This is a genomic window from Mesorhizobium ciceri WSM4083 (genome assembly GCF_000519305.1).
Taxonomy (GTDB): Bacteria; Pseudomonadota; Alphaproteobacteria; order Rhizobiales; family Rhizobiaceae; genus Mesorhizobium; species Mesorhizobium ciceri_B.
In genome coordinates this window covers 601,814-621,463 of sequence record NZ_JAFG01000005.1, presented here as the reverse complement: position 1 = coordinate 621,463, position 19,650 = coordinate 601,814, and the positions used below count along the sequence as shown (strand labels likewise).

Annotated in this window: 22 protein-coding genes and 1 pseudogene; 15 read left to right on the top strand and 8 right to left on the bottom strand. The window is 62.2% G+C overall.

Annotation, left to right across the window (positions count from 1 at the left end; all coding sequences use genetic code 11):
* Positions 1–93: 93 nt before the first annotated feature.
* Entirely contained in the window at positions 94–942 is an 849-nt protein-coding gene (locus MESCI2_RS0112850; RefSeq protein WP_032900753.1) for a phospholipase, read from the top strand.
* 29 nt (positions 943–971) lie between these two features.
* Here MESCI2_RS0112850 and MESCI2_RS0112845 read toward each other — a convergent pair whose 3' ends face one another.
* Positions 972–2,024, bottom strand: a complete 1,053-nt coding sequence (locus MESCI2_RS0112845) for a DUF1176 domain-containing protein (RefSeq protein WP_027036956.1) — start codon at positions 2,022–2,024, stop codon at positions 972–974.
* 138 nt (positions 2,025–2,162) lie between these two features.
* On the opposite strand from MESCI2_RS0112845, the gene MESCI2_RS0112840 reads away from it, so the two are divergent.
* The gene (locus MESCI2_RS0112840) at positions 2,163–2,669 is read left to right on the top strand and encodes a DUF1993 domain-containing protein (RefSeq protein ID WP_027036955.1); all 507 of its coding nucleotides are present in this window, start codon (positions 2,163–2,165) and stop codon (positions 2,667–2,669) included.
* A gap of 60 nt (positions 2,670–2,729) precedes the next feature.
* On the opposite strand, the gene MESCI2_RS1000000136780 is transcribed toward MESCI2_RS0112840, so the two are convergent.
* Positions 2,730–2,894: a hypothetical protein gene (locus MESCI2_RS1000000136780; RefSeq protein ID WP_023706483.1), complete on the bottom strand. Its 165-nt coding sequence runs from the start codon at positions 2,892–2,894 to the stop codon at positions 2,730–2,732.
* Positions 2,895–3,305: 411 nt separating this feature from the next.
* Between MESCI2_RS1000000136780 and MESCI2_RS0112830 the strand changes: the two genes are divergently transcribed.
* The 3 genes from MESCI2_RS0112830 to MESCI2_RS0112820 all read left to right on the top strand — a co-directional run bounded on the left by MESCI2_RS0112830 (position 3,306) and on the right by MESCI2_RS0112820 (position 6,261).
* The gene (locus MESCI2_RS0112830; protein WP_081738708.1) at positions 3,306–3,761 is read left to right on the top strand and encodes a hypothetical protein; all 456 of its coding nucleotides are present in this window, start codon (positions 3,306–3,308) and stop codon (positions 3,759–3,761) included.
* A 115-nt stretch (positions 3,762–3,876) separates the two neighbouring features.
* Positions 3,877–4,944, top strand: coding sequence for an aldo/keto reductase (locus MESCI2_RS0112825; protein ID WP_027036953.1), 1,068 nt, complete (start codon positions 3,877–3,879; stop codon positions 4,942–4,944).
* 51 nt (positions 4,945–4,995) lie between these two features.
* Positions 4,996–6,261, top strand: coding sequence for a cysteine desulfurase-like protein (locus MESCI2_RS0112820; RefSeq protein WP_027036952.1), 1,266 nt, complete (start codon positions 4,996–4,998; stop codon positions 6,259–6,261).
* Positions 6,262–6,279: 18 nt separating this feature from the next.
* On the opposite strand, the gene MESCI2_RS0112815 is transcribed toward MESCI2_RS0112820, so the two are convergent.
* The 5 genes from MESCI2_RS0112815 to MESCI2_RS0112795 form a co-directional block, all read right to left on the bottom strand.
* Complete coding sequence (locus MESCI2_RS0112815; RefSeq protein WP_027036951.1) at positions 6,280–7,308, bottom strand: histone deacetylase family protein; 1,029 nt, start codon at positions 7,306–7,308, stop codon at positions 6,280–6,282.
* Positions 7,305–7,820, bottom strand: a complete 516-nt coding sequence (locus MESCI2_RS0112810; protein WP_027036950.1) for a GNAT family N-acetyltransferase — start codon at positions 7,818–7,820, stop codon at positions 7,305–7,307. The genes MESCI2_RS0112815 and MESCI2_RS0112810 overlap by 4 nt, the downstream gene beginning before the upstream one ends.
* 205 nt (positions 7,821–8,025) lie before the next feature.
* Positions 8,026–8,955, bottom strand: a complete 930-nt coding sequence (locus MESCI2_RS0112805) for a 3-keto-5-aminohexanoate cleavage protein (protein ID WP_027036949.1) — start codon at positions 8,953–8,955, stop codon at positions 8,026–8,028.
* Positions 8,956–8,965: 10 nt separating this feature from the next.
* On the bottom strand, positions 8,966–10,345 hold the full coding sequence (locus tag MESCI2_RS0112800; protein ID WP_027036948.1) for an aspartate aminotransferase family protein: 1,380 nt from the start codon (positions 10,343–10,345) through the stop codon (positions 8,966–8,968).
* Between the two features lies 1 nt (position 10,346).
* Positions 10,347–11,990: a N,N-dimethylformamidase beta subunit family domain-containing protein gene (locus MESCI2_RS0112795; protein WP_027036947.1), complete on the bottom strand. Its 1,644-nt coding sequence runs from the start codon at positions 11,988–11,990 to the stop codon at positions 10,347–10,349.
* 154 nt (positions 11,991–12,144) lie between these two features.
* Here MESCI2_RS0112795 and MESCI2_RS0112790 point away from each other — a divergent pair, with 154 nt between their 5' ends.
* From MESCI2_RS0112790 to MESCI2_RS0112760, 7 genes and pseudogenes are all read left to right on the top strand, one after another.
* Positions 12,145–12,393, top strand: coding sequence for a ParB N-terminal domain-containing protein (locus tag MESCI2_RS0112790; RefSeq protein ID WP_013532091.1), 249 nt, complete (start codon positions 12,145–12,147; stop codon positions 12,391–12,393).
* A 127-nt stretch (positions 12,394–12,520) separates the two neighbouring features.
* Positions 12,521–13,006, top strand: coding sequence for an SRPBCC family protein (locus tag MESCI2_RS0112785; RefSeq protein ID WP_027036946.1), 486 nt, complete (start codon positions 12,521–12,523; stop codon positions 13,004–13,006).
* 43 nt (positions 13,007–13,049) lie between these two features.
* Positions 13,050–14,006, top strand: a complete 957-nt coding sequence (locus MESCI2_RS0112780; RefSeq protein WP_027036945.1) for an alpha/beta fold hydrolase — start codon at positions 13,050–13,052, stop codon at positions 14,004–14,006.
* A 69-nt stretch (positions 14,007–14,075) separates the two neighbouring features.
* Positions 14,076–14,210: pseudogene (locus tag MESCI2_RS1000000139275) on the top strand (GFA family protein); the annotation flags it as partial.
* Positions 14,211–14,397: 187 nt separating this feature from the next.
* Positions 14,398–14,595 (top strand): hypothetical protein, encoded by a 198-nt coding sequence (locus MESCI2_RS0112770; protein WP_013532087.1) that lies wholly within the window; start codon positions 14,398–14,400, stop codon positions 14,593–14,595.
* A 187-nt stretch (positions 14,596–14,782) separates the two neighbouring features.
* Positions 14,783–15,655 carry an undecaprenyl-diphosphate phosphatase gene (locus MESCI2_RS0112765; protein WP_027036944.1) on the top strand — a complete coding sequence of 291 codons (873 nt, stop codon included), beginning with the start codon at positions 14,783–14,785 and terminating at the stop codon, positions 15,653–15,655.
* Between the two features lie 71 nt (positions 15,656–15,726).
* Positions 15,727–16,515 (top strand): phosphodiester glycosidase family protein, encoded by a 789-nt coding sequence (locus tag MESCI2_RS0112760; protein WP_027036943.1) that lies wholly within the window; start codon positions 15,727–15,729, stop codon positions 16,513–16,515.
* Between the two features lie 71 nt (positions 16,516–16,586).
* Here the strand turns inward: MESCI2_RS0112760 and MESCI2_RS1000000138825 are convergent, their stop codons facing one another.
* Positions 16,587–16,862: a hypothetical protein gene (locus tag MESCI2_RS1000000138825; RefSeq protein ID WP_245270319.1), complete on the bottom strand. Its 276-nt coding sequence runs from the start codon at positions 16,860–16,862 to the stop codon at positions 16,587–16,589.
* Between MESCI2_RS1000000138825 and MESCI2_RS0112755 the strand changes: the two genes are divergently transcribed.
* The 3 genes from MESCI2_RS0112755 (at position 16,750) to MESCI2_RS0112745 (ending at position 19,587) form a co-directional block, all read left to right on the top strand.
* Entirely contained in the window at positions 16,750–17,760 is a 1,011-nt protein-coding gene (locus tag MESCI2_RS0112755; protein ID WP_430981664.1) for a glycoside hydrolase family 25 protein, read from the top strand. The genes MESCI2_RS1000000138825 and MESCI2_RS0112755 overlap by 113 nt on opposite strands.
* Before the next feature lie 133 nt (positions 17,761–17,893).
* Complete coding sequence (locus MESCI2_RS0112750) at positions 17,894–18,502, top strand: class I SAM-dependent DNA methyltransferase (RefSeq protein WP_027036941.1); 609 nt, start codon at positions 17,894–17,896, stop codon at positions 18,500–18,502.
* Positions 18,503–18,621: 119 nt separating this feature from the next.
* Complete coding sequence (locus MESCI2_RS0112745) at positions 18,622–19,587, top strand: DUF3592 domain-containing protein (RefSeq protein ID WP_245270316.1); 966 nt, start codon at positions 18,622–18,624, stop codon at positions 19,585–19,587.
* Positions 19,588–19,650: the final 63 nt, after the last annotated feature.

Sequence of the window (19,650 nt, the reverse complement as noted above, 5' to 3'; positions counted from 1 at the left end):
GAAAACCGAAGGTGCATCCAATCTCCCCCCTTGAGGGGGAGATGGCCGGCAGGCCAGAGGGGGGTGGTCACGCTCCATGCCCTTCTAATTTCGATACTTTTCCTGTTTCATGCCGCCCACGCTGCCGCTCTCGAACTAAAACCCTTCAAGGACGATCTCTTCGCCTATCCGGCCACTTTGTCGTCCGACAGCAATGGCGCCTACACGGTCATCGATTACCGCGAGATGCGCGACATCAACCAGCGTGACCAGGTGCCGGAGCGGCGGGTGAACGCCCAATATACCGACGCCAGCGTGCGCAAGGTGCAGCAGGATCTGTTGCTGAAGACCGATGCCGGCGATGTCAGGCATGTCGCCGTCGGCAAGACCGAGGGCGCCGGCATCATCGTGCTTTACCTGCACGGGCAGGGCGGCAGCCGCAAGCAGGGTGTCGACGACTTCACTTTCGGCGGCAATTTCAACCGGCTCAAGAACCTGATGGCCGGCAATGGCGGCCTCTATCTCAGTCCTGATTTCCCCGATTTCGGCGACAAGGGAGCGGCGCAGGTGGCGGCGCTGATCGGTCATTATGCCGAACAGTCGCCAGGCGCGAAGATCTTCGTCGCCTGCGGCTCGATGGGCGGCGCGCTGTGCTGGAAGCTGGCCGCGCGCAAGGACACGGGCGGACGCATCAATGGTCTGCTGCTGCTCGGTTCGCTGTGGGATGAGAGCTTTTTCACCAGCCCGGCCTTCAAGCGCCGCGTGCCGGTCTTCTTCGGCCAAGGCAGCCACGACGTGGTCTACCCCGTGGCAAAGCAGGAGGCGTTCTTTCGCTCGATCGTGACCAAATCGAAGACCTATCCGACCCGCTTCGTGCGCTTCGAGACCGGCACCCATGGCACGCCGATCCGCATGACCGACTGGCGCGGCACACTCAACTGGATGCTGTCGAAGGCGCCCTGATCGATGCAGCCTGCAAGCTCGTGTGATGCTCAGGGCGCGGTGTTGTAGTCGACGACAGTCTCGGGATTTTGCTCGCCGTCATAGGACGCATCGACGTCATACTGGACCAGCGAGAAATTGCCGTTGCGGAACAGATACGTCCCTGCGTCGGACGCATCGCCGACCCCGCGCCACTTGTTGAACGTTGTGATCGTGTGGGAAGCCTCGTCATAGTCGGAATTGACCGCCCAGCCGGACGACTGGAAACCGACGATACTCATGCCCAGCAATTTGCCGTTGCTGTCATTGTTCTCGTAGCGGATATCCATTTTGGGTTCGGCGAACTGCAATTGCTGCACGCCCGATGTCTCGTCGGTCATGTAGTAGACCGAGCTTTCATTGTAGGCGGCGGCCGAGCAGGAAAAATGGAACAGTCGCGTTTCCTTGTCGGGATCGCCGGGCTGCGCATCCTTGTCCTTGTATTTTATCGAAAAAACGGTCGGCTCATTGGCGAGGAACTGCTTGTCGCATTGGTCGCCATAGGTCGCCAGAAAGGCTTTCTTGGCCTGCTCCAGCGCGGTGTCTTTCTTCGGCGGTGGCGGACCATCGCCGCAGCTTGGCGGCAGCGCCTCCTCGAAATCGGCAGTGGAGGGCTTCAGCGCGCCTTTTTCGATATGGATCGGATCGAAGGGTGGCTCCGCCTGGATCTGGGCATTCACCTGGCGCAGCGTGTAGCAACCGGCAAAGACCTTTTTGCCGCCGCTCTTGTCGGTGGCGCGGACGGCGACGGGGACGTTGTAGAAAATGCTGCCGGCCGCACCTTCGTCGGAAACAGCTCCGGTCTCGACCTCGACCTTGTCGGTCCCATCAAAACCCTTGACGAAACTGTCGAAATCCTTTGCCGGTTTTGTATCGCCGAAATACCCCCAGGCGCGGGCGAATTCGTGCCGGCTGATGGCGCTGTAGAGCGAACGCACAACCGCATCGGCGCTCGACCGATCGTCGACATAGGGCGTTTCGGGGGCATCTTCGGCTGCCAATAGCGTCTGGCCGATCGGGGCAAGGGAGAGAAAGGCAGTCGCTGCGAAAAGGGCGCGTCTCATCGGGAACCTCCGCTCGATGGGGAGATTCTACTCTGGCGATTGCGGCAACGTGGTGACGCAGGCTCGGCGGTCTTGAAGAATCGCGCGCGAAGGCGCTACGTCGCGTCCGCCGGCGTTCGGCCGGGCAGGAGATTTGACGTGGCGATATCGATGTATGAGGCATCCGTGCCTGTGTTTTCGGCCAGGCTGAAAGCGCTTTCCAATATGCTTGCGACCGCCGAGCAGAATGCGCTTGACCGCAAGATAGACCCGCAAGTTTTTCTGACGGCGCGGCTGGCGCCAGACATGTTTGCCTTGACCAGGCAGGTGCAGATCGCCACCGATCATGCCAAGGGCGCGCCGTCACGGCTCGCCGGCCGCGAAGTGCCGAAATACGAGGACAATGAGGCGAGTTTTGCCGATATCCAGGCTCGCATCACGAAGACGCTCGACCTTCTCGCGACATTTTCGGCTGCCGAATTCGACGGCTCCGACGACAAGATCATCGAGCTGAAGCTTGGCGGACGGGAAAGTTCGATGCCCGGCCTGCAGTATCTGTTGCATGTGGCCATGCCCAACTTCTATTTCCATCTCACCACGGCTTACGACATCCTTCGCCACAACGGTGTGCCGTTGGGCAAGGCGACGTTTCTGGGGTCGCGCTAAGGAGTTGAGTTTTTGGAGGTGTCCCGGAGCGATCCGGGACATCCTGAACACCGGATACAGCTAGCGAACGGACATTTCGCGGGCGATGCGGGGGAAGTCGGCCGGCTTGATCCCGATGTCGGCGCGGTCGGCATTGCTCATCGAATGAAGCAGCGCGAGCGCCGAGCGGTATCTCAGATGTTCCTGCGGCCGAGGCCGGGCGAACATTTCAGTGAAGAAACCCATGATTCAAGCCCCAAATTGGTCCTCCACGCCAGCCAATATAGGTGAATCGTGACAATTGTGCAGTGCAGCATTTGCATACCTGCCATGTCTTGGCGAATTTTTGTCTTGGCGAATCTTTCGCCGTTTCTGCAACCGGATGAAACTTTTGGCCGACGCGCACCGTAGCCTCGAGTGCTGGCTACATGGCCGGTTTTTCCTCGCCACTCCTGGCGAATTCCGGACTGCGTGAAAATGCAGTCCGGCTTTTGTTTTTGGGATTGCGGTGGGTCAAGCGGTAGACGAGGCGAAGGCTAAATTCGTTAAGATCGGTGCCATGCATTTTTAACGAGCCGGTTCTATGCTTCGATACCCGAATGGTCGGGCGAGGGGGAGGCTGACATCGCTACTGGCGCCAAGCGGGATTTCGCTTCGTTGCTCGACGACCTCTTCATCGCCCCCGACAAGAATGGCGAGGGCGAAGAGGCCGGCGCTCGTCCATCCATCCCGTTCGACTATCTTTCGGTGGCCGATGAACTCCATTCTGGCCGCATCAAGGTTTCCGCTGCCGAATATCGCGAGGCGGGCGCGGATCTGGCGACGGAATTCGCCGCCTTGCTCGATCATGCCAAGCTGGCTCTCGCCGGCGAAGAGCCAAAGCCCGAGGAAAAGCTGCCGCCGATCGATCCCGAAGCCATCGCCGTCGAACTTGGCCTCGATCAGCCCAAGCAAATCGCCGACTTCAGCCGCATGCGTCGCAGCTTTGCCTTTGCAAACCATCCGGACCGCGTCGCCCCGCATTTGCGCCAACGCGCCATGATCCGCATGCAAGTGGCCAACATGCTGATCGACGAGGCCAAGCGCCGTGCACTTGCCGGTGCTCGCCGCTAACCCGGCTGGTTCACGCAAAAGTCGGTCTGGCGAGGCTTGGAGAGCGGCTCTGCTTTGCCTATAGATGCGGCTTCCTCCGCGCAGTCGCGCCAGCCTTCCTCCGGAGCCGAATTTCATGCACAAACGCCGTCTCGGTCGGACCGATCTTCTTGTTACCCAGATCTGCCTGGGCTCCATGACCTGGGGCCAGCAGAACACCGAGGCGGAAGGCCACGCCCAGATGGACCTGGCCTTTTCCCGCGGCGTCAATTTCATCGACACCGCCGAGCTCTACCCGATCCCGCCCAAGGCGGAGACGCAAGGGCGAACCGAAAAGATCATCGGCAGCTGGATAAAGGCCAACCGCAACCGCGACAAGGTGATCCTGGCCTCGAAGGTCGTCGGCCGCACGGCCAACAGCTGGTTTCGCGGCGACAGACCGTCGCAACTGGTGCGCGCCGATATTTTTGACGCTGTCGACAAGTCGCTGGCCAAGCTCGGCACCGACTATATCGACCTCTACCAGATCCACTGGCCGGAACGCGACATTCCCTGGGGCGCCAACCCGACGCGCGTCGGCGCCGTATCGCCGCGCGCCGATTCTGTCGGCGCACCGGCCGACGAGACACCGATCGCCGAGACGCTTGCCGTGTTCGACGAACTGGTGAAGGCAGGAAAGATCCGCCATTTAGGGCTGTCGAACGAGAGTTCCTGGGGCGTGATGCGGTTTCTTGCCGAAGCCGACAAGGGCATCGGCCCGCGCGTCGCGTCGATCCAGAACGCTTACAATCTCGTCAACCGCACCTTCGAGGTGAACCTCGCCGAGGTCTGCGAGCGCGAGCAAGTGTCGCTGCTGCCCTATTCGCCGCTGGCACAGGGCTATCTCACCGGCAAGTACGACCACGGCGCGCGGCCTCAGGGCTCGCGCACGCAGCTGTTCAACCGCGGTCAGCGCTACGAAACGCCAGGTGCTGCCGAGGCACAGTTCGAGTACAACGAACTGGCGCGCTCCTTTGGCCTGGAGCCGGCGCTGTTTGCCAATGCCTACGTCTCGAGCCGGCCGTTCGTAACCTCCAACATCGTCGGCGCAACGACGCTTTCGCAGCTCGACATGGCGCTGTCTTCTGTCGACGTCACCTGGACCGAAGAAATGCAGAAGGCAGTGGATGCGATCCACCAGCGGGTCGGCACTCCCTGTCCCTGAACGGGTCGTCAGTCTGTGAATACTGAATGAGTACAATGGGAGCGGGCAGCAATGAATTTTCCAGTCGAGGCAGTGCGTGAGAAATTTCCGGCTCTCTTCCTGACCGACAAGGGCCGGCGCCGCATCTATCTCGACAATCCGGCTGGCACGCAGGTGCCGCAAGCCGTCGCGGACGCCGTGTCGCGCTGCCTTTTGACCACCAATGCCAACCTTGGCGGCTATTTCGAAACGACGATTGCCGCACAGCAGGTCGTTGATGAAGCTCACCAGGCCATGGCCGATTTCCTTGGCGCCGCGAGCCCCGAGGAAATCATCATCGGCGCCAATATGACGACGCTGACCTATCACATGTCGCGCACGCTCGGCCGCACGATGCAGCCCGGCGACGAGATCATCCTCACCCGCATGGACCATGAGGGCAACGTATCGCCCTGGCTGCAGCTGGCCGAGGATCTCGGCCTCGTCGTGCGCTGGCTGCCGTTCGATGAAAAGAGCTGGCAGGTCGAGGAGGCAACGCTGGCTGGTCTGCTTACAGAGAAGACACGGCTGGTCGCGTTGAACTACGCCAGCAACCTGACCGGCTCGATCAACCGGGTGAAGGCGCTGACCGCGATAGCCAGCAATGCCGGCGCGCTGGTCTATGTCGACGCCGTGCAGTTCGCGCCGCATGGCCTGATCGACGTGCAGGAGCTCGGCTGCGATTTCCTGATCTGCTCGGCCTACAAATTCTTCGGCCCGCATATGGGTATTTTGTGGGGCCGGCGCGATGTCATCGATGGTCTGACACCCTACAAATGCCGCTGCTCATCGAATGGCCTGCCGGAGCGGTTCGAACTGGGCACGCCGCAGATCGAGCTGATGGCCGGTCTCACCGCCGCGGTCGACTACTTTGCCGACCTTGGCGCGGCGGCGGGCGAGGGCGGTTCAAGAAGGCAGAAGATTGCCAAGGCGTTTGCGGTTTCGATCGCCTATGAAAACCCGCTGGCGCAACGGCTGATCGACGGCCTGTCTGATATCGAGGGCTTGACCATCCATGGCATCACCGATCCGAAGCGGCTTGGTGATCGCGTGCCGACTGTGTCCTTCACCGTCGACGGCATCGTGCCCGAGACGATCGTGCGACAGATGAACGCCGAAAACATCTTCCTGTGGTCCGGCCACAACTATGCCTGGGAGATCGTCCACCAACTCGGCATTCCGGCCGAGCAAGGCGTCGTGCGCATCGGCATCGCCCACTACAACACCACAGCCGAAATCGACGAGACGCTGGAGAGCGCTCATCGGGTCATCGCCATGCTCAGACAGCAGCGGTCCTGACACTCCGTCAGAACGACATCACCGCGTCTTGCCGCCGAAGCCGGTGAGGAACGCAGTGAGATTGTCGCCGAGTTCGTCGCAGAGGTAGCCGCCCTCCTGGACGATGACCGTCGGCAGGCCGAGCTTGGCGATGGCCTCGCCGACGCGCGAGAAGCCCTGCGTCGTCACCGAAAGTCCGCCGAACGGATCGCCCTCGAACGCGTCGAGGCCGAGCGCCACGACCAGCGTGTCCGGCGAAAAGGCACGGATGCGCTGGAACGCCGCCTCGAGCGCCTCGAGAAACGCCGCGTCGGCGGATTTGCGCGGTAAGGGCAGGTTGAAATTGTAGCCGAGGCCGGGCCCTTCGCCGCGCTCGTCGGCATGGCCCCAGAAGAACGGATAGAAGCGCACCGGATCGGCATGCAGCGAGACGGTCAGCACATCCGGCCGTGCATAGAAGATGCCTTGCGTGCCGTTGCCGTGATGCAGGTCGACATCGAGGATCGCCACCCGTGCGGCCTGTTTGAGCAAGACCTGCGCGGCGACGGCCGAGTTGTTGATGAAGCAGAAGCCGCCGGCGACATCGGCAAAGGCATGGTGGCCGGGCGGGCGGCACAGCGCATAGGCGGCCGGCGCGCCTGACATAATCGCCTCGGCCGCATCGACCGCGCTCCAGGCGCTCCATAGCGCGCTCTGCCATGTCTCGCCCGAAATCGGGCAGGCAGTATCGGCCATGTGGTAGCCGGCCTGGCCTACTGCCGAGGCCGGGTAGGAGCCGTTGCGCGCGATCGGATGGATGTTGGGGATCACTTCGGCCGACGCGCCGTCGATGCGCTGCCAGCGCGTGTAGATATGCTCGAGGAAATCCAGATATTCGGGGGTGTGCACCGCCGCGACCGGACCGAGCCCATGATTGCGAGGCCGCTCGATCATGCAACCCGCAGATAATGCGCCGGCTAACAATCTCTCGACGCGTTCCGGCTTTTCCGGATTGGGCTGTGCCGCACCGCTCGAAAGAAAGGCCTTGGGGTCGTGACGCTTTTGTTCCTCGGCATAGAAGGCTTTCATTTGTGATCCCCGTTTTCCGGCGCGTCGGCGAAGGCAAAGAAGGCCTCGCCGATGATTTTTTGGGTCTGCTCATAGCTCGACCAGGCGATGCCCAGCCTTTCGTAGAAGGCCTTGGCACCTTCATTGTCGGTGTCGACGGATAGCCGGAGATACACGCCGCCTTCTTTCCGGCACTGCGCCGCAACATGCCGCAACAAGCGCTCGCCGATTTTGCGGCCGCGAAACCGATCCTCGACATAGAGGTCCTGCACATAGACTCCAGGCCGCCCCATCCAGGTTGAAAAGATCGGAAAATGCAGGCAAAGCCCGGCAAATTCGCCGCCGACCTCGGCGATCAGGGTCGAAAAGGCGGGTTTTTCGCCAAAGCCGTACGTTCTGAGATCGTCGGGTGTGGAGTTGATTTCCTCCGGCGCACCGATATGCGTGCCGAGCTTCAGGATCGCCGCGTGGATGGTTTCGACGTCTTCGATCCGGCCGGGGCGAAGAAGGATTTGCGACGAGGGGACAATCATTGGAGGCTTGGCGCCAAGGCACCCCCCTCTGTCCTGCCGGACATCTCCCCCTCAAGGGGGGAGATCGGACGTCGCCATTGGTTTCGCCAATCGCCGAAGTTGGAAGATGGGCTGCAAGATCGAAACTGCCAATCTCCCCCCTTGAGGGGGAGATGTCCGGCAGGACAGAGGTGGGCGGAACTGGACGCAATCATCTCAGTGATTCTCAAAACGCCACCCGGTCCCCGCCCTTGAGCGCCAGCATGTCGCGTGCTTCGGTTGGCGTTGCAACCTCCAGCGACAGCCCGTCGAGAATGCCACGGATGCGGCGCACCTGATCGGCATTGGATTTCGCCAGCTGGCGGCCGTCATAGAGACTGTCTTCCAGCCCGACACGGACATTGCCGCCCATTGCCGCCGCGATCGAGATCAGCGGCATCTGCTGACGGCCGGCGGCCAGCACCGAGAACTGATAGCTGTCGCCGAACAATTTGTCGGCGATCCGCTTCATGTGGACGAGATTGTCCGGGTCGGCGCCGATGCCGCCCAGAATGCCCAGCACGAACTGGATGAACAGCGGCCCCGACACCAGCCCGCGGTCGCGGAAATGCGCCAGCGAATAGAGATGGCCGACATCGTAGCATTCGAATTCGAAGCGCGTGCCGCAGCCCTTGCCCAGCCTCTCCAGCACCCCTTCCATATCGGCAAAGGTGTTCTTGAAGATGGTGTCGCGGGTGGCTTCGAGCAGTTTGGGTTCCCACTCATGCTGCCACTCCCTCGGCTTGTCGAGCATCGGAAACAGCGCGAAATTCATCGAACCCATGTTGAGCGAGCACATTTCGGGCTCGGCCCGCAAAGGGGCTGCCAGCCGCTGATCGAGCGTCATCAGCGACGAGCCGCCTGTGGTGATGTTGATCACCGCATCGGTCGCCTGCTTGATGCGCGGCAGGAACTGCATGTAGACGTCCGGATCGGCGGTCGGGCGGCCATCCCTCGGGTCGCGGGCGTGCAGATGCAGGATCGAGGCGCCGGCTTCCGCAGCGGCGATCGCCTCAGTGGCAATCTGGTCCGGCGTCACCGGCAGATAGGGCGACATTGACGGCGTGTGCACCGAGCCGGTGACGGCGCAGGTGATGATGACTTTTCTAGGCGCCATCTTTGTCGCCTCAGCCTTCGACCGGCAGGTCGAGTTCGGCAGCCAGCAACTCCAGCGAGTCGCCGATGATGGAAACGATCTCGCCGACCTGTTCGCTGGTGACGATCATCGGCGGCGCGACCATGAAATTGTCGCCGTCGACGCCGCCCTTGACCCTGCGGCCATAGATGATCAGCCCGCGCTCATAGGCGAGGTCGAGCAGCCGCTGCGTGGCTTTCTTGGTCTGGTCGATCGGCCTCAGCGTCTCTGGATCGGCAACCATCTGGGCGCCGGTGAGCAGGCCCTTGCCACGCACGTCGGCGATGAACGGAAACCGCTTCGCCAGCCCCTTCAGCCCGTCCATCAGCACATCACCCATGGCAGCCGCATTGGCGATCAGGTCGAGCCGGTCCATTTCACCGAGCACAGCAAGTCCGGCGGCGCAGGCCAGCGGATTGCCGGCATAGGTGTGGCCGTGCTGGAAGCCGCCGGAGTCAAGCAGCGGCTGCACCAGCCGCATCGGGGCGGCGAGCGCGCCAAGCGGCGCATAGCCCGAACCCAGCCCCTTCGACAGCGCGACGATGTCGGGCTTGCAGTTCCAATGGTCGCCGCCGAGGAATTTGCCGCTGCGGCCGGCCCCGCTCATCACTTCGTCATGGATGAGCAGGATGCCGTAGCGGTCGCAGATCTCGCGGATGCGTGGGTAATAGCTGTCCGGTGCCACCAGCGCCGCGGTCGCCGCACCGCCGATAGGCTCCATGATGAAGGCAACCACGCTGTCTGGACCTTCCGCGAGAATCTTCTCCTCCAGCATGTCGGCATAGCGGATGCCGCGCTGTTCCATCGAAAGGTTGTCGCGGTCGCGCCAGGCATTCGGCGCCGGCACGGTCGGCATCACCCGCATCATCGGCTCGAACGTTTCGGCCAGCGCATCGTCGCCGGTGATCGAGAGCGAACCCAGCGTACCGCCATGATAGGAAGGGAAGCGCGTGATAACCTTCCAGCGGCTGCCCTGTCCGGTGGCGACGGCCCATTGCCGCGCCAGCTTGATACAGGATTCCGTCGCTTCCGAGCCGCCCGAGACGAAGAAGATGCGATCCATGCCTTCCGGCAGCTTGCCGGCGAGCTCCCGCGCAAGCTCCTCCGCCGGCTCGTTCTCGAAATGCAGCCGATAGGCGAAGGTGGCGCGGTCCATCTGCCGCTTCATGGCATCGAGCACGTTGCGGTTGGAATGGCCGATATTGGCAACCATCGGGCCGCTCGAGCCGTCGATGAAGCGGCGGCCGTCCTGCGTCCACATATAGATGCCTTCGGCACGGTCGATCAGCGGCCGGCGCAGGCTGGACAGATAGAACAGATGCGACTCTCGCCGGGCATCGGTGTCTTGCGTGGCGGTCTGGACTTTCGACATGTCAGGGCTTTCCGAGGTAACGATCGAGGACATTGCAGGTAACGCGTTCGACCATCGGGTCTTGTCTTAGCAGGCCGGCGACCCATTCGCAGCTTCCGGCATGGAACACCTCGCCCTTGCCGCGCGGGAAATTGACGATCATGCCGTTGCCGCGTTTGACCTTTTCCAGATTGGCGTCGCTCGCCTCGCCGAACAGTGTTTCGGCGGTGAAGCGGCCATCCTCGTCGGTGAGGAACTGGTCCTCGATCGGGATATCGGCGCTTTCCTCGACCTGAGATGCCATGCCGACGGCGAGAACCTGCAGCCCGTCTGGTGCCCCGCTTGTGGCGGTCGGGTAGGGCAGGCCGCCGCGTATTTCGAACTCGAGCCCGTCGACCTCATAGCCATAGACATGGCTGTCGGCGCCCAGCAGGTCGCCATAGTAGATGCCGGTGCCGGCAAAGGCCCAATGCTCGGGCCGGTAGACCGGGAAACCACGCACGCCGCGCGGCGCGCAGCCGCCCCAACCGGTATAGACACCGCGCGTCGCATTGAGCCCGAAGGTCGCCGAACCCGGCCGGCCGATTTCCGGCGCCTCCCAGGAATTGGTGGCGCGGGTGACGTCGCCGCCTGGGAGATAGGCCGGGTCTTCGGCACGCGAGCGATATTTGTAGCAGACCTGCCGGCGGCCCTCGTCTTCCAGCCGCGTCTGCCACATGAAATTGCCGGCAAAGCGTGCCGCATGACCACCGCGCTCGACATAGGCGTCGACCGCATCGCGCATTTCCCAGGTCCAGTATTCGTCATGGCCGACGAAGACGGCGCAGTCGTAGCCGTCGAGAATTTCGGGCGAAAAATGCAGATCATTCTGGCTGATGAGATCGACGCCATAGCCGGCCTGTTCGGCGAAGCGGAAGAAATGGCTGTCATAGCTGGCCCAGCCCGACGAGGCGTATTTCTTCGAATGGCCTGACGCGAGCGCCCATTCCATATGCGGATAACGCGGCACCGTCTTCGGCGGCACGGCGACTTCCAGCGGCACGCGCGGCGCATCTTTCGGCAGCACGACGAAGCCGCGACACCAGGGGCGCTGCGTCGAGACGATGGGCGAATATTGGTTGCGGTCCGGCCCGGTAATGCCCTGGTAGTGGTTGGAACCGCCCCAGGTGTTGTAGGCGAGCCAAGTGCCCGTCGCCGCCACCTGCAGCAAGCGGCCGGGCTTTTTGCCTGGCTGCGGGCTGACGATGAAAATATGGTGGCATTGGATCGGCTTGCCGTCACGGCCGTCGGCGGTCAGCGTGACACGATAGGCGCCGGACGGCCAGTCGTTCTCGACACGGAATTCGAGCGAAGCGTCCCAGCCGCAGCCTTCAGCCGAACATTGGTCCGGACTTTCCTGCCAGCGCGCCGCTATGCCCGATGTCTCGAATACTTTGGTTTCACTGCCGCCATCCCGGGTGATTGTCATGCCGAACGTCGGAGCTGTCGAACTGACATGCAACGCGACCGTCTCGCCGGCGCGATAGGAAAACCGGTCGCTGTAGCACCAGATCTCGCCGCGCTCGCCGTCCATCCCAGGCCATTCGTGATAGTGGCCACGCACCGCGTGCCGGCGCTGCTCCGGCGTCAGTCCGAAATCGGGGAATTCGGTCGGCAGATGGGTCATGAACACCTGAAAGGTCGAAGGCCGCCATTTCGGCGATCTGCCGTCGCTGCGTCAAATGGAAACGATCGGACCAGCATTCGTTAGCCGCGCCCTTGGCCGCCTCCATCAAACGGCCTATCTCAGGGGAGGCGGCGTTTCCGCCATGGGGGTCGGCATGCTCAGAGTGCAAAAGGTCAAGGTCGACGAGATCTACGTGCCGACGGCGCGCAAAAAGACGCTGCATCCCGAGACCGTCCGCCATCTGGCCGAGGACATTCTGGAAAACGGCATGAAGACGCCGATCCAGGTTCGCCATGACGGCAAGCGCCACATCCTCGTCGAAGGTTTGCATCGGCTCGAGGCGGCAAAATGGCTCGGCGAGACCGAGATCGAGGCCTATCTGGTGCAAGCCAAGCGCCACTAAAACGTCCTCGTTCCCCGCGGACCGACGCGGAGCAGGGACTCATCGCAAAATTTTCGCGGGCGATGTCGGTTTGCGGTTCATCGGCTCGTCCTTGGGACGGAAGCCAGATCAAACGCAGGACGCCATCATGACCATCAAGCTCGACATCGCCCCCACCAACGACCGTGAACTGGTTCTCGCCCGCATCATCGATGCGCCGCGCGAAAACGTCTATCGCTGCTGGACCGACCCGAACCTGGTGACGCAGTGGTTCGCGCCAAAGCCATGGACGACGCCGCGCGCCGAGATGGATGTGCGCGCCGGCGGCTCGAGCCTTGTCGTCATGGCGGGGCCCGATGGCAACGAATTCCCCAACCCGGGTGTCTTCCTCGAAGTCGTCCCCGGCAGGAAGATCGTCTTCACCGACGCCTACACCCAGGCTTGGCAGCCTTCGGAAAAGCCGTTCATGACCGTCGCGCTGACCTTCGAGGACGAGGGCAACGGCAAGACCCGCTACATCGCTCGGGTCAGGCACTGGAGCGTCGCCGACCGCGAACAGCATGAGAAGATGGGTTTCCACGAGGGTTGGGGACAGTGCGCCGACCAGCTCGAAGAACTCGCCAAAACGCTTTGATCCGCATGACGCTCTGATACCGGCATGACGAGAGGAGATCGATATGTCCAAAACCCTGTTTTTCGCCATTCTTGCTTCGGTTGTAGCGCTCGTTGGCTGCTCAGGCACCACCAATGCGGAGGAGACAAAACCCGCCATGACGACTGAGGCGAACGCACTGCCGAAGCCGGAAAAGTCCGGCCTGCTGCCGATCGACGGCCTGGATTATTATTATGCCATCTATGGCAAGGGCGAGCCGCTGCTTCTGCTGCATGGCGGTCTCGGCACCACGGATATGTTCGCGCCGATCCTGCCGAAACTTGCCGAAAACCGCACCGTCATCGGCGTCGACCTGCAGGGTCACGGCCGCACCGCGCTGGGCGACCGCCCATTCACCGTGGAGGCGATGGGCGACGACATGGCCGCCATCGTCAAGGCGCTCGGCTACGGCCAGGTCGATGTCATGGGCTATTCTCTGGGCGGCGGCGTCGCCTTCCGCATGGCCGTCCAGCATCCCGAAGCGGTGCGCCGCCTCGTCCTGGTATCGACCGGCTACGCCACGGACGGCTTCTATGACGAGATGCGTCCGCAGCAGGCACAGGTGAGCGCGGCCGCGGCTGAGTTCATGAAGGACACGCCGATGTACAAAACCTACGTCGCCGTGGCGCCGCATCCTGAGGAGTTCCCGAAGCTCCTCGATGCGCTCGGCGGCTTCATGCGTCAGAACCGCGACTACTCGGCTGACGTCGCCAAGCTGAAGATGCCTGTCATGCTGGTCTATGGCGACAGCGATATGTACAAGCCCGAACACGAGATCAAGTTCTATCAGATGCTGGGCGGCGGGCTGAAGGACGCCGGCTGGATGCGCGAGAACCTGTCGCAGAACCGCCTGGCGATCCTGCCCAACCGCACCCACTACGATACCTTCTTCGCGCCGGAGCTGACGGCCGCAGCGCTGCCGTTCCTCAACGGCCAGACCAAGGTCAAAACCTGGGACGAGGTCGTCGGCGAAACGGAGTGAACGCCAAAGCCGCCGGCTGTTGGCGGGCAGCCGGCATTCCATGGCAGCCATGACGGCTTTCGGCGTCATGGCTTCACCGCCGGTTCGCTCGACGATCCAACGGTTTTCAAGCCGCAAATGCATATTTTCACGGCCTCGAAGCAGCCGTGGCTGGTGCTTGATGACAGCCTGCCGAAATACGAAGGCGCCCCTCCGCCAGGCTGATTTTTCCCTTCGCCCCTTATTGTGGAAGAAGGTGGATCGACGCACTGCGCCAGGGAGAGAAGGAAGAGCGCAAGCATGGCCAAAATTTAATCCAAATCGACACGAGATAGCCGGCAAAGCGTCATTGGCGAGCCATCTTTGTCGTCCTATTTAAGGGTCGCGGGTACGGCATTCGAGGAGACGACGGATGAACGACAGCATCAGCACCCTGGACGAGCTTTTGAGCGATCCGATGGTCCTGCTTGTGATGGAGCGCGATCGTGTGCGCCCAGAACAGGTGCGCATGCTGCTCGAACGGGCTCGCCGGCCTTCGACCGATGAGCCCGAAGTGCCGCCGGCGCATGTGATCGCCAGGACATGCCAGAAACTCTGGCTCTGCCCGTAGTCGCTTGGCGATTTCACTGTGTACCTCAAGCCGGCCCAAGGTGGGCCGGTTTTCGAAAGGCGTGCACCTCGACGTGCCAGCTTACAAATCCGTAAATTGATTATCCGGCCCATGACGATAAGGCTTGCCCGGGATTGACCGATGGTCGGTCCACGCAACTCCGATCTCTCATGCACGGAATTCGATTTTGGCCGATATCTGCACACAAGGCCTGGACACGGGCTTCGTCGGCCTGGGATTCGCCAAGGTGGCGTTCCTCGGCGTGGTGCAAGGCATCACCGAACTGTTGCCGATTTCCTCGACCGCCCATATGCGCATCGTGCCGGCCGTTCTCGGCTGGCAGGATCCCGGCTCCGCCTTCTCCGCCGCCATGCAGCTTGCTGCCCTTGCCGCGGTGGTCAGCTATTTCTGGAGCGACGTCAGGGATATCCTGTTTGGGTCGCTCGACGCTGTGGCGCGACGCGATTTCGCCGACCGTCATTTCAAGCTGGCGCTCTGGATCGTGCTGGCGACGATCCCCATCGTCATCGCCGGCGTTGCGTTATCGGGCGTGCTCAACGCCTGCAATTCGCCGCTGCGCAGCCTGACGGTGATCGGCTGGGCCTGCATCGCCATGGCGATCCTGCTGGCGCTGGCCGAGATCTTTGCCAGTCATCGGCGCAGCATGGGCGGTGCGTCGCTGACCGATGCGCTGCTCGTCGGCGTCGCCCAGATCGGTGCGCTTGTCCCCGGCGTGTCGCGCTCGGGCTCGACCCTGACGGCGGCCCTGGGGCTCGGCTTCAAGCGGGCCGAGGCGGCGCGCTTTTCGTTCCTGCTCGGTTTGCCGGCGATCGCACTCGCCGGCCTCAAGGAACTCTGGGAACTGCACAAGGTCCATCTCGACGCCCATGGCTGGTCGGTCCTTGCCGTCGGGCTGGTCGTCGCCTCGATTTCCGCCTTCTTCGCCATATGGGGGCTGATGCACGTGCTGGAGCGTTTCTCGGCCTGGCCGTTCGTCATCTATCGGGGCCTGCTCGGTGTCGTCCTGCTGCTGGGCGTGGCGATGGGATGGCTCGTCTAAGGCAGTTCCACAGTATCGCTTGAAACAGGTTATATCCGTACCGGACCTCGAACTTCGATTCCGGTAAGCGCATGGATTTCCTGACCCTCCTACAATCATTGCCGTTCCTGCTGGCATTGGCCAAGGGCGCACTGCCGTCGGTGGCGGCATTTGGCATGGGATTTGGCCAGTGGACCGCTTCACTGCCGCCATGCCGGGACTTCACCTTCGAGGCGACCAGCTATCTCGTTTGCGAGGTCGATCCAAAACGATATCAGCTCGAGCTGTTCTGGAAGGATGCGGCGGGCAAGCCGTTTCAGTCGCTGCACAATCTGCATGCCACGCAACAGGCGGCAGGGCGCACCATGCTGTTCGGCATCAATGCCGGCATGTATCACCCGAACCTCGCGCCGGTCGGCCTCTATGTCGAGCGTGGCCAAGAGATGGCCTCGGTGAAAACGGGATCTGGAAGCGGCAATTTTTCCCTGCAGCCGAACGGCATTTTCTACATGCGCGACGGCAAGGCCGCGGTCCGTGCCACTCGGGATTTCGTGAAGAGGCGCCCGACCGTCGACTATGCGACGCAATCGGGGCCGATGCTGGTGATCGAGGGCAAGCTGCATCCGAAATTCCAGGCCGACGGCACCTCGCGAAAGACCCGCGACGGTGTCGGGGTGCGAAAGGATGGCGTCGCGGTCTTTGCGATTTCGAATGGCACGGTGACCTTCCATGCCTTCGCGCGGCTTTTCCGCGACGCGCTCGGCTGCGACAACGCGCTCTTCCTCGACGGCACGATATCAAGCCTGTTTGCGCCTGCCATCGGCCGCAAAGACGACTACTGGAACCTCGGGCCGATGATCGGCGTGTTCAGAAAATCCTAGCCGGTTTCCATCGCGCTTACCCGCACGCGGTATGGCGAAAAAAACTTGATTCAAACTTTATTGGTAATTTCTCATTCATAACTGATCCGGTTTGTCCGTCGGCTGTCGTTTTGCCCTCGGTCTGTTGTGTTTTGAGTACAGGTCCAGATGCGGATTCCGGGCGTCGTCAGTTTTTTGATCGTGTCGCTATGCCTTGCCGGCTGCTCGTCGACATCAGGCGTCGATGCGCTGGATTTGCAGAAACCGTCCAACGAGACCACCAGTTCCGTGATCCGGCCGCCGGCACCGATCGCCGCTGCTCCGGCGGCAAGGGGCAACAGGGCGGCAAGGGCCGGATTGGCTCCCATGTCTGACAACGGTCCGGGGGAAAAAACGCGCCCGTTTGGTTTGGCGGAGGAGGAAGAGACGGGGGTGTTTGCCGCACCTGATGTGCCTGATCCCCAAGTGCCTGATGTCGGCGGGCTGCCGGTCGAGCCGGCAGCCTTGGTGTCGCCGCCCAAGCTGTTGACCCGCGCGGCACCGGCCATGCTTGCCGGGCCGCTCACCCGTTACGGTTTTCGTGATGCCAAGCCGATCAATTTCGGCAAGGCTTCGCCTCGACGCCTTGCCGTGCACGGCGTCGACGTCTCGCGTTGGCAAGGCAACGTGAACTGGGACAAATTGCGCGCCCAGGGCGCCAACTTCGCCTACATCAAGGCGACCGACGGTGGCGACCACCTCGATCCGATGTTCATGAAAAACTGGCGCAACGCCGACGCCGCCGGTTTGAAGCGTGGCGCCTACCATTTCTTCTACTGGTGCCGCACGGCGGGCGAGCAGGCGGACTGGTTCATCCGCAACGTGCCCAGGGTCGAAGGCGCGCTGCCGCCGGTGATCGACGTTGAGTGGAACGGCGAGTCCAGCTGCAAGCGGCGGCCGTCGCGCGAAAAGGTGCTGGAGAAGATGCAGGTGTTCATGGACAAGCTGGAGCGCCATTACGGCCAGCGGCCCATCATCTACACCGCGCCCGATTTCTACCGCGACAATCTCAGGGGCGAATTCCTCGACTATCCGTTCTGGCTGCGTGCCGTGGCCCAGCATCCGTCAAAGGTCTATCCCGGCCGCAAATGGCTGTTCTGGCAGTATTCCGGCTCCGGCCTGTCGCACGGCGTCACCGGCCGTATAGACCTCAATGTCTTCCATGGCGACGAACGGCAATGGCGCGCCTGGGCCGGCGGCCGGCAGACGGTAGCCGACGCCAACTGAGACAGTCGTCAGTCCCGGCGCGCTCCGCTCTGCCTGATGCCCGCGGTCTGGCTCGATGGACACGCTTCCGCCGGCAGCATTGGCTGAGGAAAGTGTCCGGCTCTTTGACCGACATGGACGCATGGGAGGAAAGATGGGTGTGTCATCGGAGGCTCTGGCGCAGAGCCGTCAAACGATCAGCGCTTACGAGGATTATGCGGAACAATATGATGCCATCGTGCGCCATGTTCCCAATGAGCGAGAGCAGGCATCGCTGAAGCGCCTGGTGGCAATCGCCGGTGCAGGCGGCCGGATTTTGGAAGTCGGATCCGGAGCTGGCTACGACGCGGATTTTCTGGAGACTTTGGGCGTCACGGTGCGGCGCACCGACGCGACCAAACGGTTTCTGGAACTGCAGGCCGCGCGTGGCAAGCATGGCGAGTTGCTCGATCTCATCACCGATGATCTCGGCGGCCCCTACGACGCGGTCCTGGCCCTATGCGTCCTCATCCATGTGCCTCGCGACGAGACCGACCAGGTGCTTGCCAAGATAGCCGGGTCGCTGCGCCCGGGCGGCGCCTTCCTCGTCTCGATGCGCAATGGCGACGGCGAGACATCAGGCGAATATCACATGGTCTACTGGCGCAGGGACGACTTCGCGGCCCGTCTCGAAGGCGCCGGGCTGGTCCTCATCAGGGACGATTTCAACGTCGGCCGCAATAGCGAAGAATGGAACACGTTCCTGGCCGTGAAGCCTGCATGACGCGGCGTGGGCTGTTGCCGTTTGCGCTGCTCAGCCTTTTCAGATTTCGCGAATAAGCAAGACATTGCCGCCGCCATGCTGTCTATGTGCGGGTTCCTGCACTCCTGGGGGGAGACGAGTTGGAACTCAAGATCATGCTTGTCGGCTTTGCCTGCGTGGTCGCGGGCGCGCTGTCGTTCATCACCTTCATGAAATGGCGAGAGGTGAAAGCGCTCAGCCGCTGGCTGCCGACGCCGGGAAAGATCATTTCCTCGCGCGTCGAAGCACGTGAAGTGAGAAACTCGGGCGTTGGTTCGGACAGCACCGATACGACCGAAATGCGCAATTTTCCGGCGATCATCTTCGAATACAAGGTGGGCAACAAGAAATTTCAAAGCTCGCGCTACAGCGTGAAGGAGAATTTGGGAAATTTCGAAGTCACTGAGACCCTTGCCCAGTTTCCCCGTGGCGGGGAGGTGACTGTCTTCTACAATCCGGCCGATCCGAGCAAAGCGGTGATCGAGCGCACCCTGCCGGACGGCGCCTTCAGGTTCATGGTCCAACTCTCGGCAGGATTGGTGATCGGCGCGGTTGTGCTGGTGTTTTCCGTCGGCGGTGTTCTGGAGGCAATCGGGCCGCATTTGCCCAAACCGCAGAATCTCGGTGCCGCGGCGTTGCTGCTTTTTATGGGCTTGTTCATCCTGAGCATCGGCCTCGCCCAGAAAGCGTTGGCGGAGCAGGCGGCAAAATGGCCGATTGTGGTTGGCCGCATCGACACTTCAGGTCTGCAGGCGCTCCGAAACCATTCAGGCTATGGCCGCTGGCGCACCGTCTTCAAATCCCGCATCGTCTACTCCTATGACGTAGCCGGCCAGCGCTACAGCGCCGATCGTATGACCTTCGGCGGAACCGTAACGGCTTCGTTGCCCGGCCTCGTCGGCGGCCAGGCACGGCAGTATGTCGAAGGCAGCGAAGTCGACGTGCACTATGACCCCGCCAACCCCGGCTCGGCGGTGCTCGAATGCCGGGTACGAGGGCTCTGGCTGCTGTGGATCTGCTCGGCAGGCTTTCTCGGCGGCGCGGCCTTTCTGCTCGGACTGGTTTGAGCGTGCCAGCCGACTTCGCCAATGCCAATCCAGACGGCTCCGGATGGGATGCCTTTACCTTGA